Here is a 20,456-nt window from a genome sequence, read left to right on the forward strand (position 1 = left end):
GCCCACACCGGCCGGCACCCGTTCGGCGGCGCGATCCCTAACAAGGCTGTTACACAACGTCACAGCGGCGTCATTGCTGGTCCATAGCGTATACAGCCATGTCCACAAAGACGTATACAGAAGCGTCGGTCCCCTCGACCTTCGCCTTCGACACCCTGCTGGTCGCCAACCGCGGCGAGATCGCGTGCCGCATCATGCGGTCCGCGCACAAGCTGGGTCTGAAGACTGTTGCGGTCTACTCGGACGCCGACGCAACGGCCGCACATGTCGAACTCGCCGACATCGCGGTCCGGCTCGGCCCGGCTCCCGCAGCCGAGTCCTACCTGCGGGCCGATCTCGTCGTCGAGGCGGCCCTGGCCACCGGTGCGGGAGCGATCCATCCCGGTTACGGGTTCCTCTCGGAGAACGCCGAATTCGCTGCTGCCTGCGAGGCGGCGGGAATCGCCTTCGTCGGGCCGACCCCCGACCAACTGCGCGTCTTCGGCGACAAGCACACCGCCCGTGAGGCCGCCCTCGCGGTGGGCGCGCCCCTCGTCCCCGGAAGCGGACTGCTCGAGTCGCTCGACGACGCGCTCGCCGCGGCCGACGACATCGGATATCCAGTGATGCTCAAGGCCGTCGGCGGCGGTGGTGGTATCGGCATGCAGGCCTGCCACAGCGCCGACGACCTGCGTGAGGCGTACGAACGCGTCATCCGGCTCGCCACGGCGAACTTCTCGTCCTCCGGTGTCTTCCTCGAACGGTTCGTCCCCCGCGCCCGGCACGTGGAGGTGCAGGTCTTCGGCGACGGGCACGGCCGGACGATCAGCCTCGGCACCCGCGACTGTTCGTTGCAGCGCCGGAACCAGAAGGTCGTCGAGGAGGCGCCCGCGCCGAACCTCCCCGACCACATCGTCGAGCGGATGCTCTCGTGTTCACGCGCTCTCGCGTCGTCGGTGCGGTACCGGTCGGCGGGCACGGTCGAGTTCGTGTACGACGTCGATCGCGGCGAGGTGTCCTTCCTCGAGATGAACACCCGGCTGCAGGTCGAACATCCGGTCACCGAGGAGGTCACGGGCGTCGACCTCGTCGAGTGGATGCTGCGCCTCGCGCGCGGCGACGACAGCATGCTCGACGGACTGCCCGATTCCGGACCCGAGATCACCGGGCACGCGGTGGAAGCCCGGGTGTACGCGGAGGATCCGGGCCGCGACCACCGGCCGAGCGCGGGTCTGCTCACGCACGTCGAGTTCCCCGCCCACACCCGCGTCGAGACGTGGGTGGACACGGGCACCGAGGTCGGCACCTTCTACGACCCGATGCTCGCGAAGGTGATCGTGCGCGGCGAGTCGCGGCGTACGGCCTTCGCCGGGTTGGCGGAGGCGCTCGACGACACCCGGATCCACGGCGTACAGACGAACCTGTCGCAGTTGCGCATGATCTGCTCCGAGGCAACGGTTCTCGACGCGGAGCATGTCACCACGACACTGGCGGACATCCGCCCCACCGCACGTCGCATCGACGTGCTGCGCGCCGGCACGATGACGACCGTCCAGGACTTCCCGGGACGGATCGGACTGTGGGAGGTCGGCATTCCGCCGTCCGGTCCGATGGACGATCTCTCCTTCCGCGCCGCGAACGTCGCCGTCGGCAACCCGGAGGGCACGCCCGGTCTCGAATGCACCCTGCTCGGTCCGCGCCTCGGGTTCTCCGATCCGACGATCGTGTGTGTCACAGGCGCCCCCGCCGAGGTCACCGTCGACGGTGCGCCGGTGCCGATGTGGGAGCCCGTCGAGGTCCCCGCCGGTTCCGTTCTCGACGTCGGCACCCCCGTCGACGCAGGCCTGCGCACCTACCTCGCGGTCCGCGGCGGACTCGACGTGCCGCTCTACCACGGCAGCGCATCGACGTTCACGCTCGGCGGTTTCGGTGGACCCACCGGCAGGGCGCTCGCGACCGGCGACGTGCTCGGGCTTGCGTCCGGTGGCGCACTCACCGATCCGGCCCCGGTCCCCACCGGGATCCGCCCCGCCTTCGGGCACACATGGCATCTCGCGGTGACCGAGGGCCCGCAACCGGCCCCGGCCTACTTCACCGCCGACGACCTGCAGCAGTTCTACGACGCGACGTGGACGGTGCAGACGCACGCCAACCGCACCGGCATCCGGCTCGACGGCCCGAAGCCCACCTGGTCGCGCACCGACGGCGGCGACGCCGGTCTGCACCCGTCGAACCTGCACGACAATCCGTACAGTGTCGGCGCACTCAACGTCTCCGGCGACACCCCGATCCTGCTCGGTCCGGACGGTCCGAGTCTCGGCGGCTTCGCGTGCCCGCTCACGGTGGTCTCCGGCCACCGCTGGAAGCTCGGCCAGATCCGCCCCGGCGACTCGCTGCGGTTCGTGCCGGTCACCGACGAGGGCGCCGTCGAGCTGCGCAGCAGTGCGGCCCGCGGCGCCGACCTCCCACCGGTCGCCCGGCAGAGCGCACCCGACTGTGGTCGTCTCGGTCGCATCGAGCCGTTCCTGGACCACCCCGAGGTCGTGTACCTGCGCGGTGGCGACGACAATATCCTCGTCGAGTACGGCGAGATGGTGCTCGATCTCGGCCTGCGCATGCGCGTGCACGCACTGTCGGAGGCCCTGGCCGCCACGCGCCTGCCCGGGATCGTCGACGTCACGCCCGGTGTGCGCTCGCTGCACATCCACTTCGATCCCGACGTGCTGCCGCAGTACCGCCTGCTCGGGGTGCTGCAGGATCTCGAGACGGAACTTCCCGCGACGCGCGATCTGGTGGTGCCGAGCCGCACCATCCGTCTGCCGCTGTCGTTCGACGACCCGTCGATCGCCGAGGCCATCTCGCGCTACCGCAGCGGGGTGCGCGACGAGGCACCCTGGCTGCCGTCGAACACCGAGTTCATCCGGCGCATCAACGGTCTCGACTCGGTCGAGCAGGTCCGCGACACCGTCTTCGACGCCGAATATCTGGTCCTCGGCCTCGGCGACGTCTATCTCGGTGCGCCCCTGGCCGTTCCGCTCGATCCTCGGCACCGGCTGGTCACGACGAAATACAACCCCGCCCGCACGTGGACGCCGTCCGACGCAGTGGGCATCGGCGGCAAGTACCTGTGCGTCTACGGCATGGAATCGCCCGGCGGATACCAGCTGGTCGGACGGACGATCCCCATCTGGTCGGGCTACCGGCAGACGGGGCCGTTCGAGGAGGACAAGCCGTGGCTGTTCCGGTTCTTCGACCGCATCGTCTGGGAACCGGTGACGCCCGAGCAGTTGCTCGAAGACCGGGCCGCGGCGAAGGCGGGCCGGTTCGACGCCGACATCTCCGACGGCACCTTCGCTCTCGCCGACCACCTGCGTTTCCTCGAGGACAACGCCGACTCCATCGACGCCTTCCACGCCGCGCAGTCCCGTGCGTTCGACGCGGAGAAGCGGGCCTGGCTCGAGGCCGGAGAGTTCGACCGCGTCGACAGCGAGCCGATCGAGATATCCGCTGTCGGTGATCCCCTGGACGGGATGCCGGCAGGTGCCGTCGTCGTCGAGGCGCCGATGGTCGGCAACGTCTGGCGCGTGGGGGTCGCCGAGGGCGACACCGTCGCCGCCGGGGACACCGCGGTGGTCCTCGAAGCGATGAAGCTCGAGATGCCCGTGCCGGCGGAGACCACCGGCACGGTCCTGAAAGTTCTCGTGAGCCCGGGCACGAAGGTTGCACCCGGGACCCCCCTTCTCGTGATCGGAGCAGTCTGATGAGCATCGGCAGTACCCTCGACAACCCGGGTGTCGGATTCACGGCGCCCGCCCCCTCGGTGAGGGTGTCCGCCACCGATCGCGTTCGTGCCGCACTGGGCCGCATCGACGAGGTGGACCGACCCGAGGTGTGGATCACGCTGCGCAGCGCCGACGACCTCCTCGCCGACGCCGCCGCCGTGGACGCGCGGGTCGCCGCCGGTGAGTCGCTTCCGCTCGCCGGTCTGGTCGTGGCGGTCAAGGACAACGTGGACGTCGCGGGAATCCCCACCACCGCGGCATGTCCCGAGTTCGCATACGTCCCGGACGAGACTGCCTCGGGTGTCGAGCGTCTGGTCGCCGCCGGTGCCGTCGTCCTGGGCAAGACCAATCTCGACCAGTTCGCGACCGGTCTCGTCGGCACCCGCAGCCCGTACGGGGCGGTGCGGTGCGCATGGGATCCCGAAAGGGTCTCGGGTGGTTCCAGTTCCGGTTCGGCGGCCGCGGTGGCGCTCGGCATCGCCGACATCGGGTTGGGCACCGACACGGCCGGTTCGGGACGCGTCCCCGCCGCGCTGCACGGAATCGTCGGCATCAAGGCCACTCTCGGGGTGATCCCGGCGCACGGTGTGGTCCCGGCCTGTGTCGACTACGACTGCCTCACGGTCTTCGCGACATCGCTCGAGTCGGCGGCGACCGCGGTCCGGATCATGGCCGGACCCGAACCCCGCGACCCGCGCAGCAGGGCCTGGCCCGCGGACGTGCGACTCGCCGCGCCGAACACTCTGCGCGTCGCGGTGCCGCGCGCCGAGGACCTCGAAGCGCTGTGCGAGCAGTACCGCGACGCCTTCACCCGCACGGTGGCCGCGGCGCGCGAGTCCGGCGTCGAGATCGCGGAGGTGGACGTCTCACCGCTGCTCGACGCGGCCCTGCTCCTGTACGACGGTGCCGTGGTGGCCCAGCGTTATGCGGCCGTCGGCGAGTTCCTGTCGACGGCACCGGAGGGAGCCGATCCCACCGTCGCCGCGATCGTCGCCGGGGCGAAGAAGCCCGCCGCCTACGAACTCGTCGAGGACCTCGACACCCTCACCCACGTGAAGGCGTTCGCGAGTGAACTGCTCGCCGGATTCGACGGGTTGCTGCTCCCGACGACGACGGAACACCCGACGATCGCCGCGGTGCAGGCCGATCCGATCGCGATCAATCGGCGGATGGGTACCTACACGAACTTCTGCAACCTGCTGGACATGGCGGCGGTGGCGGTGCCCGGTGTGCCCACGGCGGCCGGCGAGCCGTTCGGGGTCATGGTCGTGGTCCCGGCTTTCGGCGACCAGGTGGCGGTGGACGTCGCGGCGGCGCTGAACGGTGTGGACGCACCGCGCATCGTCGAATCCGGTGTGGAACTGGCGGTCTTCGGAGCACACCTGCGCGGTCAGCCGCTGCACTTCCAGCTCGAGGAACTCGGGGCGCGCTTCGTCGAAGAGGTGCACACCTCCGACGCGTACCGTCTCACCGCACTGAACACGACGCCGCCGAAGCCGGGCCTGGTGCGTCACGCACCGGGCGAGGGCGCCGCGATCGTGGGCGAACTGTTCCGGCTGTCGGAGGCCGGTCTGGGCCGGTTCCTCGCCGCGCTGCCCGCCCCGATGACGTTGACGAGCGTCGAACTGGCGGACGGACGGTGGGTCGTCGGTTTCGGGTGCACGCAGGACGCAGCCGCCGACGCGGTGGACATCACCGGGTTCGGCGGCTGGAAGGCCTATCGGGCGTCCTGACCCCGGGCTCCGGAGTGCAGTTCTCGTCGGCGATCTCGCGCATCGTCGACGAGAACTGCACGCCGGATGACGGTCAGCGGGGCGGCGGATCGACCTTCACGCCGCCACCGGCGTGTTCCGGTCCGGCGTCGGGATGATCGGCCGGCAGGCGGTCGCGGAACCGTGCGGCCTCGCTGGGGACGGGACCGCCGGTGGGATCCTGCGAACGACGATACGGTCCGGGCTTGGGCCGGGCCTTGCCGCCGGGGAAGGCGAGCCGGGCGATGGTGCGGTGCACCATGTACCACTGCTTGCCCAGTCTGCCCGAGTTGTAGGGCAGTTCGTAGCGCTCGCAGATGTCCTTGACCTTCGGCGCGACTTCCGCGTAGCGGGTGCTCGGCATGTCGGGGAACAGGTGGTGCTCCACCTGGTAGCCGAGATTGCCGCTGAGGATGTGGAACAGCGGGGTGCCTTCGATGTTCGCGGCGCCGACGAGCTGTCGCACGTACCATCCTCCGCGCGACTCGTTCTCGACCTCCTTCTTGGAGAAGGTGTAGGTCTGGTCGGGGAAGTGCCCGCAGAAGATGATCGCGTGCGCCCACACGTTGCGGATGATGTTGGCCGTGATGTCGGCGAGAACCGTCGCGAGGAAGGTCTTCTCGACGCCGGGCAGATACCGGTCGGCGAGATGGGCTGCGGTGCGGAACTTTCCGGCCCGGCCCTTACCCATCGGCCCCGTGCTCATCGTCCGCAGTCGTCGACCCAGACGCGAGGTCTTCGGCTGGGGCAACCGGCCCTGCAGCGCGACCTGCGCGAGACCGAACAGCGCGGCGCTCACCAGCGGCCAGCCGACGTAGTCCTTGACGAACTGCGCGCGGGCCTTGCCGAAGATGCCCTTCAGCTCCTCGATCACCTGCGCGGTGGACTTCTCGCCGGCCCACAATGCCTCGAGGTCGAGGTCGTGCAGCGCCACACCCCATTCGAAGAGCACGGTGAGCAGCGCGTTGTAGAGCGGTTGCGCCAGGTAGACGGGGTGCCACTTCTGGTGCGGGTCGATCCGCATGATCTCGTAGCCGAGATCCTTGTCGAGACCGCGGATGTTCGTGAACGTGTGGTGGATGTAGTTGTGCGAGTGTTTCCACGCCTCCGCGGTGGAGGCGGTGTCCCAGTCCCACACCGACGAGTGGATGTCCGGATCGTTCATCCAGTCCCACTGGCCGTGCATGACGTTGTGGCCGATCTCCATGTTCTCGAGGATCTTCGCCACTCCGAGACAGGCGGTCCCTGCCACCCATGCGGGCTTGTACGACGACGCGAAGAGCAGTACCCGCCCCGCGACGACCAGCTGACGCTGCGCGGCGATGACGTTCTTGATGTACTGCCGATCCTTGTCGCCGAGACTCGAGTACACCTCGTCGTGGATGGCGTCGAATTCCTTGGCGATCTGCTCGAGATCGTCGTCGCTCAGATGCGCGAGCGGGCTCTGTGGCTCCCGCGTCCCGGTGTCGGTCCTGTCGATGCTTATCGTCACGACGCCCCCTGCTTCGAAGCCGGTTGCTTCACAGTTCTATTTCGATGTCGCCCTCCGCGGTGTGGATGCAGGTACGCACCGCAGCCCCGGTGGGCTCGCTCACCTCGTCGGTCCGAAGGTCCCGGAGTTGCCCGGATTTCAGCGTTCCGACGCACGTGTGGCAGATGCCGATACGGCAGCCGTACGGCAACTTCAGGCCGGCGTTCTCGCCTGCGGCCAGGATGGGTGTTCCCCCGTCGCACTCCACCTCTTTCTCGCTGTCGAGGAAGTGGATGGTGCCGCCCTCGCCGCTCCCGGCATTCCCACCGATGATCGGCTGGAAACGTTCGAGGTGGAATCTTTCGGGATCGCCGTGCTCGTCCCAGTGTTCTTCGAGGGCGTCGAGCAGGTCGCGCGGGCCCGAGCAGAAGGTGTCGCGCTCGCGCCAGTCGGGGCACAGATCGTCGAGGTCGTCGGGGGTGATGCGGCCGCGGTCGCCGCTGAGCCACAGCTCGAGACGCATTCCGGGATGACGTTCGTCGAGGTCGCGCAGGGTCGAGCCGAAGATCACCTCGTCCTCGGTGTGAGCCGAGTGCACGACGACGACGTCGTCGAGGCGGTCGCGGTGGCTGAGGCTGCGCAGCATGCTCATGATCGGTGTGATCCCGCTGCCCGCGCTGATGAACAGCATCTTCGCGGGCAGCGGGTCGGGCAGGGTGAACACGCCCTCGACCTCACCGAGCCGGACGATGTCGCCGGGCTGGAGTTTGCGGACCAGGTACGGCGAGACCACGCCGTTCTCGACGAGCTTGGGTGTGACGCTGATGAGCCCGTCGACCGGATCGGGGTCGGAGGTGAGCGAGTACGCCCGCCAGTGGTAGACCCCGTCGATGATCACCCCGAGCCGCACGTACTGGCCCGGCTCGTGACCGCGCCACTCGTAGGCCGGGCGGATGAGTACCGATGCGGCGTCGCCGCCCTCGGGGACGACCCGTTCCACACGGCCGCGCAGTTCGCGGGTCGTCCAGAGCGGGTTGATCATTTCGAGATAGTCGTCGGGCCGCAGAGGTGTGAACAGGTGCCGCACCGTGCGCAGCAACCATCTCCGAACTGGGTGCACGTGTGGGCGAGCGCCGCGTTCCGCCATGACGCGACACTACGCGGGCATACACGCCGCACGTGCGAATTCCTTGCCGATGTGGGATCGGTGACAGCTCAGCGCAGGATCGTCAGCTGCACCACGGAATCGGCGTTCGCGACGAGGCGGTGCACGATGCCGGCGTCGACGTGGACGGCGGTGCCCGGCACGAGCGACACGGTCTCGTCGGCGGTGCTGAACGAGATGTCCCCGGTGACGGTCTGCACGAGAATCGGAGCGCCGGCCTTGTGGTCGTCCATCGTCTGCCCGGCGGTGAAGGACAGCCGCACGACGGTGGCGCCGGTGACCGCCGCGAGCTTCTCGATGCGCGGCCCGCTCCCCTCACCCGCGTTGAGCTCCGCGAGACCCTCGATACGGGTGAGCCTGCCCTCGACCTGCTGTGTACTCATCACGCTTCCTTCTTCGTGGCGACGATCTCGATCGCGACCAGATGCTTCTTGTACTTCGTGAACGTCGACCGCATCTGGAGCACCCGGCTGCGGGCGTCGGAGTCGCGGAGGACGTTGCGGACGAACTTCAGGGTGCCGGGCAGGCCCTCGTCGGCGAGGATGCGCCTGGGTTCGAGCAGCGCCATGGGCGCGAAGCCGACCTTCTCGACCTCGAATCCGTTCTCCTCGAACAGGGTCCGCCATTCCTCCGCGGTGAGCGGGCGGGCGTTGACCTTGATCGAGCGCGCGAGCGACTTGCGGATCTCGGTCTTGACCTCGTCGTCGACCTCGTCGGGTTCTATCGCGAGTTCGTGGATGGCGTACCGGCCGCCGGCGCGGAGCACCCGGCGGGCCTCCTGCACGATCTCCGCCTTGTGCCTGTCGGTCTGCATGGTGAGCATCGCCTCGCCGACCACGACGTCGGCGACCTCGTCGTCGAGTCCGGTCTTCGACGCCTCGCCGCTGACCACCCTGCCGCCACCGGCGATGGCCTTGCGCGTCAGTTCGGCTGCCGTCTCGTCGGATTCGACGCCGGTGTAGCTGCCGGGCGAGTACGCGAGGATCTCCTGTGCCGTCCGGCCGAGGCCGGGCGCGAACTCGACGACGTCCGCGCCGCGCAACCGCGCGTCGGCGAGCACGCGTGCCGTCAGTTCCTTGCCGCCGGGCCGCAGCACACGCTTGCCCAGGCGGGCGAGCAGCCAGTGCCCCGGCAGGTGGGCGGTGTCCCTACCCGCAAGGGGCAGAGCGTCTTCCGATGCGCGCTCATTCGTCATGTTCTGCACTCTTTCTCGCGAGGCCAAGGGTAGCCACAGTTCCGAGGCCTTCCGGACCGGTCGTAACGTGGACGGTGAGCCGGTCGTCGCCTCCATGACGCCGACTATAGAGGATTTTCTTCCTTTTAATAAGGTGACCCTCACCTAAGGGGCACCCCGGGCGCGACGGGAGAGCGGACTTGGCACGGCGGGTGAAGCAACGCGAGCGGATTCTCGGACTGCTGCGGGAGTCCTCGGGCCCGGTCGACGCCCATCACCTCGCCGCCGCGCTCGCCCTGCACGTCACGACCGTCCGCTTCCATCTCGCGGGCCTCGAGGACGAAGGTCTCGTGCGTACACAGCAGCTTCCGGCCGAGCGGGTCGGGCGCCCGCGCCTCGGCTACGTCGCGGTGAAGGAACCGTCCTACACCGATCTCGTCGCGCTGCTCGCCGCGCGGCTCGGGGGCACCCCCACCGAGCGCGAGGACAAGGCGTTCGAGGTGGGCTCGGACTGGGCGGGCATGCTCGCCCTCGCACCCGCACCGACCGTCGACGCCGGCACGCTCGTCATCGACGCCCTGCAGCAGTTGGGTTTCGAGACACAGACCGCGACGAACGCCTTCGGCACCCACAGCCTCACGTTGTGCACGTGCCCGCTCGCGGAGATCGCCCGCACGAATCCCGAAGTGGTGCGCGGCATCCAGCGCGGATTGATCCAGCGCGTCCTCGACGACCACGCCGACCTGCTGCGCAGCCGCTACGCCGTCGACGTCCGGCCCGACCCGCAGGACGGCAACTGTCTCGTGCAGCTGGTGCTGCGCCCGGAGAAGGGCGGAACGACGTCAGCCCGCGACGACGGTCGAGTCGTCACGGGCTGAGCCGGTACATCCGAGCGGGGATCCGCCCACACGGAAGAAGGGTGAACGCGGGGCCTCGGGTCGGCCCCGCATCCTCAGAAGTTGATCATGTGTCCCGCGAGACCGTGGATGGCCTCCTGCAGCGCCTCGCTGAGCGTCGGGTGCGTGTGGACGTTGCGCGCGAGCTCGTTGACCGTGAGGTCCCACTTCTGGGCCAGGGTCAGCTCGGGCAGCAGCTCCGAGACGTCGGGGCCGATGAGGTGACCGCCGATGAGCTCACCGTGGGTCTTGTCGGCGATGAGCTTGACGAAGCCGTTGGGATCACCCAGACCGTGTGCCTTGCCGTTGGCGGTGAACGGGAAGGTCGCGACCTTCACGTCGTAGCCCTCGGCCTTCGCCTGCTCCTCGGTGAGACCGAAGGAGGCGACCTGCGGCTGGCAGAAGGTCGCGCGCGGCATCATGCGGTAGTCGCCGAGCTCGAGGGTCTCGGCACCGCCGATGGTCTCGGCCGCGACCACGGCCTGTGCCTCCGCGACGTGCGCGAGCTGCAGCTTCGCGGTGACGTCGCCGATGGCGTAGATGCCCTTGACGTTGGTGCGCATGCGCTCGTCGATCGCGATGGCACCGCGGTCGGTGAGCTCGACGCCGGTGTTCTCGAGGCCGTAGCCCTCGACGCGCGGCGCGAAGCCGACCGACTGCAGCACCTTGTCGACCGTGACGGTCTCGACGTTGCCGGACTTGTTGTCCTTGATCTCGACGGTCACCTTCGAGCCGTCGTCCGAGATCTTCTGCACGGCGGCACCGGTCTTGATGGTGATGCCGAGCTTCTTGTACGCCTTGGCGATCTCCTTGGAGACGTCGGCGTCCTCGTTGGGCAGTGCGCGGTCGAGGAACTCGACGATGGTGACGTCGACCCCGTAGTTCTTCAGGACGTAGCCGAACTCCATGCCGATGGCGCCGGCACCGACGATGACGATGGACTCGGGGAGGTCGCGGGTGAGGATCTGCTCCTCGTAGGTGACGACATTGTCGCTGAGCTCGGTGCCCGGCAGCAGCTTCGTGACGGAACCGGTCGCGATGATGACGTTGTCGAAGGTCACCTGTTCGGTGCCGCCCTTGGTGAGGGCCACCTCGATGGTCTTGGCGTCGACGAACGAGCCCTTACCGTCGTATTCGGTGATCTTGTTCTTCTTCATGAGGAAGTGCACGCCCTTGGTGCGCCCGTCCGCGACCTTGCGGCTGCGGTCGTAGGCGGCACCGAAGTCGAAGGACACGTCTCCCGAGATGCCGAAGGTCTTGGCCTCTTTGTTGAAGAGATGTGCCAGCTCGGCGTTGCGGAGAAGTGCCTTCGAGGGGATGCAGCCGACGTTCAGGCAGACACCACCCCAGTACTTCTGCTCGATGATGGCGGTGCTCAGTCCCAGCTGTGCCGCGCGGATAGCAGCGACGTACCCACCGGGACCGGCTCCGAGGACAACGACGTCATAGTGTGAGGTCACGGATATACAGGGTAGTCCCGCCCGATTCCGGTGTCTGCCGATGGTCCGGTTACCGGCCGGTAGCTACCGGATCCGGTGATCGGCCGTGTATCGGCGCACCGCGAGCGGGACCGTCACGACGAGCAGCACGACGCACCAGCCGAACGCCGACCACACCGGATGGTGCAGCGGCCACGCCACATCCGCGGGTACCGGCGCGGACGCCGAGAGCAGCTCACGCAGCGCACCCACGACGGCACTGACGGGATTCCACTCCGCGATCTGCCGGACCACCACCGGCATCGTGTCGGTGGGCACGAAGATGTTCGAGAACATGATCGCGCCGAAGATCATCGGTGCGCACTGCTGCAGGACCTGCTCGTCCCGGATCGAGACGCCGAGCCACACACCCACCCACGAGAGGGCGAACCGGAACAACAGCAGCACCAGCACGGCGAGGGCGATCTCCCCGGCGTCCGCCTCGATCCGCCAGCCGACAAGATATCCGATGCCGACCATCGGCGCCAGCGTGACCGCACACGTCAGGGTCTCGGCGAAGACAAGGCCGGCGGGTGCGGCCACCGGGGAGGTGGGCAGGGTCCGGAAGCGATCCGACAGTCCGCTGCGCATGTCGGCGTTGGCGGTGGCGGCGGTGGTCGCGAGGCCCATGGCCGCCACGAGGACGAGTACGCCCGGCATCAGATACGCGCGGTAGGTGGCGCCCTCGCCACCGGACAGGGCGCCGGCGAAGACGAATCCGAAGAGCAGCATCATGCCCAACGGTGCGGTGAGGGTGACGAACAGCAGGGCCGGCGAATGCCGGTAGGTCAGCAGGACGCGGTGCAGCAACGTCCGGGTGCCGGTGAGGGCAGAACTGCCGTGGCCGGACTCGTGGATGGTGGTCATGCGGACTCCTCGATTCGCTCACGTCCGGTCAGGGTCAGGAACGCCTCGTCGAGACCCACGCGGCGTCGGCCGATGTCGTCGACGGGGACACCTGCCTCGCCGAGGGCGCGCAGCACCGGCAGCAACGGCACCGAGTGGGCCTCGGTCGTGAACGACAGCCGGACCGAGTCGTTCGCCCCCGGCGTCCGGACGCCGGTGTGGCGCAGGCCGAATGCGCCGATGACGGCGACGGCCTCGTCGACGTGGGCGGCACCGGGCAGGACGAGGTCGAGTCCGGAGCCGACCGCCTCCTTGATCTCGGCGGGAGTGCCGGTCGCGATCGTCCGGCCCGCGTCGAGGATGGTGATGTCGTCGGCAAGCCGGTCGGCCTCGTCGAGATACTGCGTGGTGAGCAGGACCGCGGTGCCCTCGGCGACCAGTTCGCCGACCATCCCGTAGATCTCGTTGCGACTGCTCGGATCGAGACCGGTGGTCGGTTCGTCGAGGAAGAGCACGTCGGGTCGCACGAGCATCCCGCCGAGCAGATCCAGCCGCCGGCGCATGCCGCCGGAGTAGGTGCTCGCCTGCCGGTTCGCAGCGTCGGCCAGACCGAAGCGGTCGAGCAGTTCGACCGCGCGGGCGTGGGCGGCGCGACCGGCCAGACCGTGCAGGCGAGCGACGATCGTCAGGTTCTCGACACCGGTCAGCCGCAGATCCACCGCGTGGTACTGGCCGACGAAGCCGATGCAGCGCTTCACGCGGGCCGCATCGCGCACCACGTCGAAGCCGCGTACGCGGGCACGACCGGCCGTGGGCCGCAGCAGGGTGGCGAGCATCCGCACGGTGGTGGTCTTCCCCGATCCGTTCGGACCGAGGAGCGCATGGACGCGTCCCGGCGGGACGCGCAGCTGGACGTCGTCGACGACGGTGCGATCACCGAACGTCCGGGTGAGGCCTTCCGCCTCGAGTGCCATCTCGGTCACGATCCGCCTCTCGACTGGGAACAACGTTCGCAGTTCGAGGGTACTCATCTGCGAACATCGTTCGCAACCCGTTCGAGGAGGCATGCTGTCCTGCATGACGGTCTCCGACTCGATCTGGCTGCGGTCCGACACCGGGCGTCCCGGTCCGCGACCGGCCTACACGCTCGACCAGCTCGCGGACGCGTGCGTGCGGATCGCCGACGAGGACGGCATCCGCGCCCTGTCCATGCGCAGGCTCGCCGACACCCTCGGTACCGCCCCCGCGTCGCTCTACCGCTACGTCTCGGGCAAGACCGATCTCGTGGACCTCATGGTCGACCGAGCCGGCGCCGAATACCGCTTCGCTCCACTGACCGGCGACGTGCGCGCCGACGTACTCGACATCGCCGAACAGTCCCGCGCGATCCACCGCCGGCACCCCTGGCTGAGCCAGGTCACCGCATCGACGCTCGGCCCGAACTCGATGCGGTATCTCGACCACCTCGTCGGCGCCCTCGCCCCCGCCGGACTCGACCCGACCGCGACGATGACCGGAGTCGCCCTCCTGTCGGGGTGGGTCACCAACTTCGCCGCGCAGGAGGCCGCCGGGATGTCGGCAGGGGCGGCCGGCGGCGGAGCCGCGCACATCGCCGCGATGCTCGAGCACGGCGACTACCCGCACCTCACCGCCCTGATGACCGGCGCGTCCTCCGGGGGGCCCGCAGGGGACGCCGCCGATCCCGACGGCGGCAGCGGTACCGATGCGAACGACCGTGCGTTCCGCGCCGGCATCGACGCGCTCCTGTTCGGCATCGCGCCGACTCGCTGACGGCGCGCGGCGTTCGGCTAACTGTTGCGGGTCATGACGTTGTAGACACCACCAGGGGCTGACGAAGGCGGACGGGCCTTCCGACGGCAGGATGGGAAGTACCACCAACTCATCCGCCGAACGAAAGAACCCGTCCGTGCTCCACCGTAACGCCCCACTGTCCGTCGAAGGTCGCCGCCGTCTCGTCGAGCGGTGCCAGACTCGTCCGCTGTCCCATGTCGCCGCCGAGATGGGGATCTCCCGGGCCTGCGCCAGCAAATGGATGGCCCGCTACCGCGAACACGGTGAACTCGGCCTGCTCGACCGCCCCAGCGTCCCGCACCACCACCCCACCGCGACCCCGGCCGAGACCGTGGCGCGGATCGAGACCCTGCGACGGAAGCACAAGTGGTCCGCGGCTCGTATCGCACACGAGCTCGCCGCCGACGGCATCAGCATCTCGGTACGCACCGTCAGCCGGCACCTCGCTCACCTCGGCTTGAACCGGCGCAGGTTCCTCGATCCGAACGGCGAGAACAACCGCCAGCCACGCCGGATCATCGCCCGCTGGCCCGGCCACATGGTGCACGTCGACATCAAAAAAGTCGGCCGAATCCCCGACGGCGGTGGCTGGCGGGTCCACGGCAAGGGCTCGGATCAGGCCAAGAAAGTCGAGCGCGCCAAGACCGCCGGTGCCCGCGCCGGCTACGTCTACCTGCACTCGGCGGTCGACGGGTTCTCCCGCCTCGCCTACACCGAGGCCCTGGCCGACGAGAAAGCCGCCACGGCAATCGGGTTCATGCACCGGGCGAGAGTGTTCTTCGCCGCCCACGGCATCGTGCACATCCACCGGGTGGTCACCGACAACGGGTCCTGCTACCGGGCGAAGGACTTCGCGAAAGTGCTCCACGGTGGCCGGCATCAACGGATCACCCCGTACACCCCTCGTCACAACGGGAAGGTCGAGCGCTACAACCGGATTCTGGCCGAGGAGTTCCTCTACGCCCGCGTCTGGGTCAGCGAACGGCAACGCGCCCAGGCGCTACAGGTGTGGAATGTGCACTACAACTATCATCGTCCGCATACTGCCGTCGGTAATCGGCCGCCCGCGAGCAAACTCCGGACCGGTGTCACCAACGTCATGGCCTCATACAGCTAACCCAGGATCCCCCGGTCGTAGGCGGCTGCGACCGCCGCTGCCCTGTCCTTCACCTCGAGCTTCGCGAAGACGTGGGTCAGGTGGGTCTTCACGGTCGCCTCGCTGACGAACAGTTCCTGGGCGATGGCCCGGTTCGAGGTGCCCTTCGCGACGAGCGCCAGCACCTCACGCTCCCGGGCGCTGAGCGCCTGCGGGGCGGTGGGTGTCCGCATGTGGTTCATCAACCGCGACGCGACCACCGGCGACAAGACGGTCCGTCCCTCCGCCGCAGCCCGCACCCCGGCGAACAGGTCGTCCCGCAGAGCGTCCTTGAGCAGGTAGCCGGTCGCGCCGGCCTCGATCGCAGGCACGGTGTCGGCGTCCGTGTCGTAGGTCGTCAGCACCAGGACGCGACTACGCGCACCTCGCGCGACGAGTTCGGTGATCGCCTGCACTCCCCCGCCTCCCGGCATCCGCAGGTCCATGAGCACCACGTCGGGATCGAGTTCGAGCGTGAGGGTCACGGCCTCCGGACCGGAGGCGGCCTCCCCGACCACGTCGAATTCCGGGGATGCGGCGAACATTCCGCGCAGGCCGTCCCGCACGACGGGGTGGTCGTCGACGATCAGCACGGTGATCTCGTCCGCGTCGGTCACGACATCCTCCCCGTCGGTCACGACGTCCTCCCGGCCCTGATCAGCGGCACCCGCACCGAGACCGCGGTCCCCACACCCGGTTCGGACTCGACGTCCACGACGCCGGCGATCCGGTCGGCACGGGACTGCATGCCCCGCAACCCGAATCCGTCGCCCGGTGTCGCGCACGGATCGAAACCGCATCCGTCGTCCCGGATGTCCACACTCACTTCGTCGTCCATGTAGGACACCGTGACACCGGCACGGTGTGCGGAGGAATGCTTGGCGACGTTCGCGAGGGCCTCCTGGGTGATGCGGAACAACGTCACTCCGATGTCGTCGTGCAACGGTTCGGTGGTGCCCGTGACCGTGAGATCGGCCCGGATCCCGTTTTCGGCCGACCATCTCTCCACCTCGTGGGCCAGCGCGTCGTCGAGCGTGCGGTGCTCGAGTGCCTCGGGAGCGAGATTGCGCACCGAGCGGCGGGCATCGCCGAGGCTGCGTCGCGCAAGGTCCGTGGCCCTCTCGACGTGGCGCCGCGCCGCCTCCGGATCGGCGGTGTCCTGCGCCGCCTGCAACTGCGTGACGATCCCGGCCAGGCCCTGGGCGAGGGTGTCGTGGATCTCGGCGGCGAGCCGGCGGCGCTCGTCGTCGATCCCCGCTTCCCGGGCGTGCACCAGCAGCTGCGCGTGCAGGGCCTGGTTCTCGGACAGCGCGTTCTCGAGTCGGACGTTGGTGCGTTCGAGTTCGGTGATCGCAGCGAGCCGTTCGAGACTTCGCTGCTCGTCGCGTTCGGCGAGCCTCATCATCAGCATGGAGATCGAAGCGTTGAGCACGACGAGGAGCCCGAACGCGATCCACATCGTCGTGTCCTCCGGCGGCAGACCACCCGCCTGCGAACCCGCCACCGTCACAGCGGTGACGAGCAGCCCGAACCGGATCCAGCGATCCGGCAGCATCGCGTGGGCATCGAAGTAGCCGGAGGCCGCGTAGATCGCGAAGAACGGGTTGAGCCAACTCAGGACGAACGCCAGGGCAGACCGGAGCAGGTAGTAGACCGCGTCGCCCTCCGGCATCGACCGGCGGCGGCGACCGCGCCACAGTTCCAGACCCACCGCCACCGCGGTGAGCACCGCTGCCGTGTACCGCTCGGCGGGACTCATCAACAACGTCGCGGTGCCGACGGACAGGACGGTGCCGGTGGCGAGCATCCCCACCGGCGCCCATCTGTAGGTCCGAAGCCACGGATCGTCGGTGGTCGTCGGTGCCGTCATGGCTTCCAGGATGACGGTCGACGCGGTCACTGCCAACGGAACCACCGGATCGCCACGCCGGTCAGGACGACGGTCCAACCCACCACGACCGCGATGCCACCGAGGTTCGGCAGGCCGCCCGCGGCGGTCTCGTCGAGCAGTTGCGCTGCGGCACCGAAGGGTGTCAGCTCCACGATCCGTCGCAGCAGCTCGGGCATCGCCTGCACCGGAAGCCATACGCCTGCACTGAACATCAACGGGAAGAACACGATCGTGCCCAGCGTCTGGGCGATCCGCACGGACGGTGCCACCGCAGCCAGTGTCGCTCCCGCGCTCAGTGCCGCAGCGAGAGTGACGAGTACCGCGAGTGCGTATCCCCACGGCTGGGCGGGGAAGGCGACTCCGAAGGCCGCCCGACCGACGATCAGTGCGAGGACCACCGACGCCAGGACCGCGATCGCGTGCACCACGATCTGTGCGGTCAGCAGGTGCGACGGACTCGCCGGGGTCACGGCGAGCCTGCGGAGGATGCCCCGTTCTCGGTACGACGACAACACCGCGGGCATCGTCTGGACACCGGCCACGATCATCGCGAGGAGGATCGCCACGGGGACGTACAGATCGATCACCCGCAGACCACCGAGGTCCGGATCCGGTTCCCGGAAACCGGGAATCATGCCGAGGATCACGAGCAACAACGTGGGGAAGACGAGGATCCAGAAGAGCGCCCCGGGTTCCCGCGTGAACAGTCGTGCCTCGGTACGCAGAACGGCGGTCGATGCGGACATCGCCGGGGTGCCCGTCGTCGACGTCTCGACGAGCCTGGTGCGGACGGTCGGGTCGGTCATGACGTGCTCCTGGCGTCGGTGAGATCGAGGTAGGCGTCGTCGAGGGTCGCTTCGGCGATGCGGAGGCGTTCGGCCGTGACGCCGAGGCGTGCCAACAGGCCGAGTACCGCGTGGATCGACTCCTCGCTGCCTTCGACGGCCACCCGTTCCCGGGCGGTGTGCACGGAGACGACGCCGGGCTGGGCTTCGAGGAGCGCGGGGTCGAGCGGACCGGACGGGTGGAACGAGACCACGATCGCTGCGGACGACTGCCCGATCAGCTGGGCCGGCGTCCCCAGCGCACGGATGCGCCCGGAATCGAAGACCGCGACACGGTCGCAGAGGCGTTGTGCCTCTTCCATGAAGTGGGTGACGAGCAGGACGGTGACGCCGGAATCACGCACCTCCTCGATCAGTTCCCAGGTGTCACGGCGCCCACGCGGGTCGAGTCCGGTGGTGAGTTCGTCGAGGACGACGACGCGCGGTGAACCGATGAGTGCCAGTGCGATGAACAACCGCTGTTTCTGGCCCCCGGACAGTTTCGTGAACCGGGTGTCGAGCATGCGGCCGAGCCCGAGGCGTTCGGCGAGCACATCGCCGTCCGCGGGTCGGGCGTAGAAGGCCGTGTACAACCGGAGGGCCTCGCGCACGGTCAGTTTCGGCTGCAGCTCGCTTTGCTGCAACTGCGTGCCGAGCAGTTCGGTGACGGCCCGGTGGTCGCGGACCGGGTCGAGGCCGGCGACGCGGACGGTGCCCTCGTCGGGTTTTCGCAGACCCGAGATGTGTTCGACGGAGGTCGTCTTCCCGGCCCCGTTCGGACCGAGGATCCCGAAGATCTCACCTTCGTGGATCTCGAAGCTCACGCCGTCCACGACGGCGCGACCTCCGTACGACTTGTGCAGATTGCTCACTTCGACGATCGGCATGCATCGAGCGTCGCGCGGAGTTCCGGTCCCGCACATCGTCCGTCCGTCTCGATCGGATGTCCCCCGATCGGATGATGGCGAGGGTCATCCGGGTCGGGCATGATGTCGCCGTGCGTGTTCCCCGTCGAGATCAACCCGCGCGGCGCGAGGCCGCTCGGGTGTTCGACACGGGAGAACCCACATGGAATACAACGCGATGATCGAAATCGACGCCGACCTCGATCGCCTGACCGACGACGAGACCGTCGAGCTCATCGAACCGATCGTCCCGCACCACGGGGCGGTGGGACGCAGCGACAACGGCCGCGCCCAGCTCGTCATCACCGTCGACGCCGTCGATGCGATCCACGCGCTGCGGTTCGTGCGCGACCTGATGCAGACCTCGTACCCGTCGTACCGCGTGAACGCGGTGGACGTGTTGCCCACCAGTGCGTTCGACGCGATCTACGGCTTCGGCGACTACTTCGCCTGATGTGACGGGCCGGTGAGGGTCCGCCCCGGCGCGGACCCTCACGTCACTTCCGGCGCCCGAACCTCCGCATGCCGAGCAGGTAGCCCGGGATCGACCGGAACGGGACCCGCACCGGCCAGTCGTCGGGGCGGAAGTACGCCTCGGTGCCGCCGTCGACCACCACGACGCTGCCCGTCATGAAGTCCGCGGCCGAGGACAGCATGAACTCGACCCACTGCGCGATCTCGTCGGGCTTCCCGAAGCCCCCGAGCGGAACGGGGAAGCTCTCGACCGCCTTCTTGAGCGGGCTCTCGAGCTGCGCGTCGAGCAGCGGGGTGGAGATCGCTCCCGGTGCGAGGACGTTGAGGCGGATGCCGGCACCCGCCCATTCGGGGGTGACCGCGGCGCGGCGCGCCCATCGGGTCACGGCGATCTTCGATGCCGCGTAGGTGAACGGCGGGCCTGCCTGCGGGATGCGCGTGGTGCGCGCGACGCCCTTGTCCATGTCGCCGGCGAGGAATGCCTTCACCGCCGAGTTCGGCACGCCGGGCGTCGTGGTCGTCGAATTCGACCCGAACACCACGACCTTGCTGTTCGCGGAGGCGGCCAGAGCCGGTCGCCAATCGACGAGCAGGTCGATCACGCCCCGCACGTTGACCTGCGCGATGAGCTTCTCCTTGCCCGGGGTGGGGCCCAGGCCCGCGGCGAGCACGGCACCGTCGAGACGGCTGCCCGCCAGCTCGAGCGTCGCCCGGATCGCGTGGGAGCGGCCTTCCAAGGTGGACAGGTCCGCCGTGACCTCGGTGTCCTTCAGATCGATGCCGATCACCGTGTGCCCGGCGGCCCGCAACCGCTCCGCGCTCGCCCGGCCCATTCCCGACGCGGCACCCGTCACCGCATATACCGCCATGTGC

18 protein-coding genes are annotated in these 20,456 nt (G+C 68.8%); 6 read left to right on the top strand and 12 right to left on the bottom strand.

What is annotated here, in order from left to right; translation table 11 throughout:
- Positions 1-98: 98 nt before the first annotated feature.
- Positions 99-3,740 carry an urea carboxylase gene (gene uca / locus CKW34_RS18660; protein ID WP_059384720.1) on the top strand — a complete coding sequence of 1,214 codons (3,642 nt, stop codon included), beginning with the start codon at positions 99-101 and terminating at the stop codon, positions 3,738-3,740.
- Entirely contained in the window at positions 3,740-5,494 is a 1,755-nt protein-coding gene (atzF, locus tag CKW34_RS18665; protein WP_231921744.1) for an allophanate hydrolase, read from the top strand. The genes uca and atzF overlap by 1 nt, the downstream gene beginning before the upstream one ends.
- Before the next feature lie 73 nt (positions 5,495-5,567).
- Here atzF and CKW34_RS18670 read toward each other — a convergent pair whose 3' ends face one another.
- From CKW34_RS18670 to CKW34_RS18685, 4 genes are all read right to left on the bottom strand, one after another.
- Positions 5,568-7,004 carry a fatty acid desaturase family protein gene (locus tag CKW34_RS18670; protein WP_080968449.1) on the bottom strand — a complete coding sequence of 479 codons (1,437 nt, stop codon included), beginning with the start codon at positions 7,002-7,004 and terminating at the stop codon, positions 5,568-5,570.
- Between the two features lie 28 nt (positions 7,005-7,032).
- Positions 7,033-8,130: a ferredoxin reductase gene (locus tag CKW34_RS18675; RefSeq protein WP_059384719.1), complete on the bottom strand. Its 1,098-nt coding sequence runs from the start codon at positions 8,128-8,130 to the stop codon at positions 7,033-7,035.
- A gap of 68 nt (positions 8,131-8,198) precedes the next feature.
- The gene (locus CKW34_RS18680) at positions 8,199-8,531 is read right to left on the bottom strand and encodes a cupin domain-containing protein (protein WP_059384718.1); all 333 of its coding nucleotides are present in this window, start codon (positions 8,529-8,531) and stop codon (positions 8,199-8,201) included.
- Complete coding sequence (locus CKW34_RS18685; protein ID WP_059384726.1) at positions 8,531-9,343, bottom strand: class I SAM-dependent methyltransferase; 813 nt, start codon at positions 9,341-9,343, stop codon at positions 8,531-8,533. Before CKW34_RS18685 ends, CKW34_RS18680 begins: the two co-directional genes overlap by 1 nt.
- A 179-nt stretch (positions 9,344-9,522) precedes the next feature.
- Between CKW34_RS18685 and CKW34_RS18690 the strand changes: the two genes are divergently transcribed.
- Complete coding sequence (locus CKW34_RS18690) at positions 9,523-10,200, top strand: ArsR family transcriptional regulator (protein ID WP_228526005.1); 678 nt, start codon at positions 9,523-9,525, stop codon at positions 10,198-10,200.
- 74 nt (positions 10,201-10,274) lie between these two features.
- Here CKW34_RS18690 and lpdA read toward each other — a convergent pair whose 3' ends face one another.
- From lpdA to CKW34_RS18705, 3 genes are all read right to left on the bottom strand, one after another.
- The gene (gene lpdA / locus CKW34_RS18695) at positions 10,275-11,678 is read right to left on the bottom strand and encodes a dihydrolipoyl dehydrogenase (RefSeq protein ID WP_059384716.1); all 1,404 of its coding nucleotides are present in this window, start codon (positions 11,676-11,678) and stop codon (positions 10,275-10,277) included.
- Positions 11,679-11,741: 63 nt separating this feature from the next.
- The gene (locus CKW34_RS18700; RefSeq protein WP_059384715.1) at positions 11,742-12,563 is read right to left on the bottom strand and encodes an ABC transporter permease; all 822 of its coding nucleotides are present in this window, start codon (positions 12,561-12,563) and stop codon (positions 11,742-11,744) included.
- On the bottom strand, positions 12,560-13,516 hold the full coding sequence (locus tag CKW34_RS18705) for an ABC transporter ATP-binding protein (protein ID WP_059384725.1): 957 nt from the start codon (positions 13,514-13,516) through the stop codon (positions 12,560-12,562). The genes CKW34_RS18700 and CKW34_RS18705 overlap by 4 nt, the downstream gene beginning before the upstream one ends.
- Positions 13,517-13,619: 103 nt before the next feature.
- Here CKW34_RS18705 and CKW34_RS18710 point away from each other — a divergent pair, with 103 nt between their 5' ends.
- Positions 13,620-14,333 carry a TetR/AcrR family transcriptional regulator gene (locus CKW34_RS18710; RefSeq protein WP_231921745.1) on the top strand — a complete coding sequence of 238 codons (714 nt, stop codon included), beginning with the start codon at positions 13,620-13,622 and terminating at the stop codon, positions 14,331-14,333.
- Positions 14,334-14,469: 136 nt separating this feature from the next.
- The gene (locus tag CKW34_RS18715; protein ID WP_157742111.1) at positions 14,470-15,471 is read left to right on the top strand and encodes an IS481-like element ISRae1 family transposase; all 1,002 of its coding nucleotides are present in this window, start codon (positions 14,470-14,472) and stop codon (positions 15,469-15,471) included.
- On the opposite strand, the gene CKW34_RS18720 is transcribed toward CKW34_RS18715, so the two are convergent.
- The 4 genes from CKW34_RS18720 to CKW34_RS18735 all read right to left on the bottom strand — a co-directional run bounded on the left by CKW34_RS18720 (position 15,468) and on the right by CKW34_RS18735 (position 19,091).
- Positions 15,468-16,034: a LuxR C-terminal-related transcriptional regulator gene (locus CKW34_RS18720; protein WP_231921942.1), complete on the bottom strand. Its 567-nt coding sequence runs from the start codon at positions 16,032-16,034 to the stop codon at positions 15,468-15,470. The genes CKW34_RS18715 and CKW34_RS18720 overlap by 4 nt on opposite strands.
- Positions 16,035-16,123: 89 nt before the next feature.
- Positions 16,124-17,359, bottom strand: a complete 1,236-nt coding sequence (locus CKW34_RS18725; RefSeq protein ID WP_059384361.1) for a sensor histidine kinase — start codon at positions 17,357-17,359, stop codon at positions 16,124-16,126.
- Between the two features lie 26 nt (positions 17,360-17,385).
- The gene (locus CKW34_RS18730; RefSeq protein WP_095092050.1) at positions 17,386-18,186 is read right to left on the bottom strand and encodes an ABC transporter permease; all 801 of its coding nucleotides are present in this window, start codon (positions 18,184-18,186) and stop codon (positions 17,386-17,388) included.
- Positions 18,183-19,091, bottom strand: coding sequence for an ABC transporter ATP-binding protein (locus CKW34_RS18735; protein ID WP_059384293.1), 909 nt, complete (start codon positions 19,089-19,091; stop codon positions 18,183-18,185). Before CKW34_RS18735 ends, CKW34_RS18730 begins: the two co-directional genes overlap by 4 nt.
- Before the next feature lie 181 nt (positions 19,092-19,272).
- Between CKW34_RS18735 and CKW34_RS18740 the strand changes: the two genes are divergently transcribed.
- Entirely contained in the window at positions 19,273-19,563 is a 291-nt protein-coding gene (locus tag CKW34_RS18740) for a hypothetical protein (protein WP_059384294.1), read from the top strand.
- Positions 19,564-19,606: 43 nt separating this feature from the next.
- Here the strand turns inward: CKW34_RS18740 and CKW34_RS18745 are convergent, their stop codons facing one another.
- Positions 19,607-20,452 (bottom strand): SDR family oxidoreductase, encoded by an 846-nt coding sequence (locus CKW34_RS18745; protein WP_059384295.1) that lies wholly within the window; start codon positions 20,450-20,452, stop codon positions 19,607-19,609.
- Between the last annotated feature and the right edge of the window lie 4 nt (positions 20,453-20,456).

Source organism: Rhodococcus rhodochrous (genome assembly GCF_900187265.1).
Lineage (GTDB): Bacteria > Actinomycetota > Actinomycetes > Mycobacteriales > Mycobacteriaceae > Rhodococcus > Rhodococcus rhodochrous.

Excerpts from the sequence above, each read along its gene's own strand:
- CKW34_RS18720 (WP_231921942.1), bottom strand. The coding sequence starts at position 16,034 with ATGTTCGCCGCATCCCCGGAATTCGACGTGGTCGGGGAGGCCGCCTCC.
- CKW34_RS18725 (WP_059384361.1), bottom strand. The coding sequence starts at position 17,359 with ATGACGGCACCGACGACCACCGACGATCCGTGGCTTCGGACCTACAGA.
- CKW34_RS18745 (WP_059384295.1), bottom strand. The coding sequence starts at position 20,452 with ATGGCGGTATATGCGGTGACGGGTGCCGCGTCGGGAATGGGCCGGGCG.
- uca (WP_059384720.1), top strand. The coding sequence starts at position 99 with ATGTCCACAAAGACGTATACAGAAGCGTCGGTCCCCTCGACCTTCGCC.
- CKW34_RS18675 (WP_059384719.1), bottom strand. The coding sequence starts at position 8,130 with ATGGCGGAACGCGGCGCTCGCCCACACGTGCACCCAGTTCGGAGATGG.
- CKW34_RS18740 (WP_059384294.1), top strand. The coding sequence starts at position 19,273 with ATGGAATACAACGCGATGATCGAAATCGACGCCGACCTCGATCGCCTG.
- CKW34_RS18710 (WP_231921745.1), top strand. The coding sequence starts at position 13,620 with ATGACGGTCTCCGACTCGATCTGGCTGCGGTCCGACACCGGGCGTCCC.
- atzF (WP_231921744.1), top strand. The coding sequence starts at position 3,740 with ATGAGCATCGGCAGTACCCTCGACAACCCGGGTGTCGGATTCACGGCG.
- CKW34_RS18700 (WP_059384715.1), bottom strand. The coding sequence starts at position 12,563 with ATGACCACCATCCACGAGTCCGGCCACGGCAGTTCTGCCCTCACCGGC.
- CKW34_RS18735 (WP_059384293.1), bottom strand. The coding sequence starts at position 19,091 with ATGCCGATCGTCGAAGTGAGCAATCTGCACAAGTCGTACGGAGGTCGC.
- CKW34_RS18730 (WP_095092050.1), bottom strand. The coding sequence starts at position 18,186 with ATGACCGACCCGACCGTCCGCACCAGGCTCGTCGAGACGTCGACGACG.
- CKW34_RS18685 (WP_059384726.1), bottom strand. The coding sequence starts at position 9,343 with ATGACGAATGAGCGCGCATCGGAAGACGCTCTGCCCCTTGCGGGTAGG.
- CKW34_RS18680 (WP_059384718.1), bottom strand. The coding sequence starts at position 8,531 with ATGAGTACACAGCAGGTCGAGGGCAGGCTCACCCGTATCGAGGGTCTC.
- CKW34_RS18705 (WP_059384725.1), bottom strand. The coding sequence starts at position 13,516 with ATGGCACTCGAGGCGGAAGGCCTCACCCGGACGTTCGGTGATCGCACC.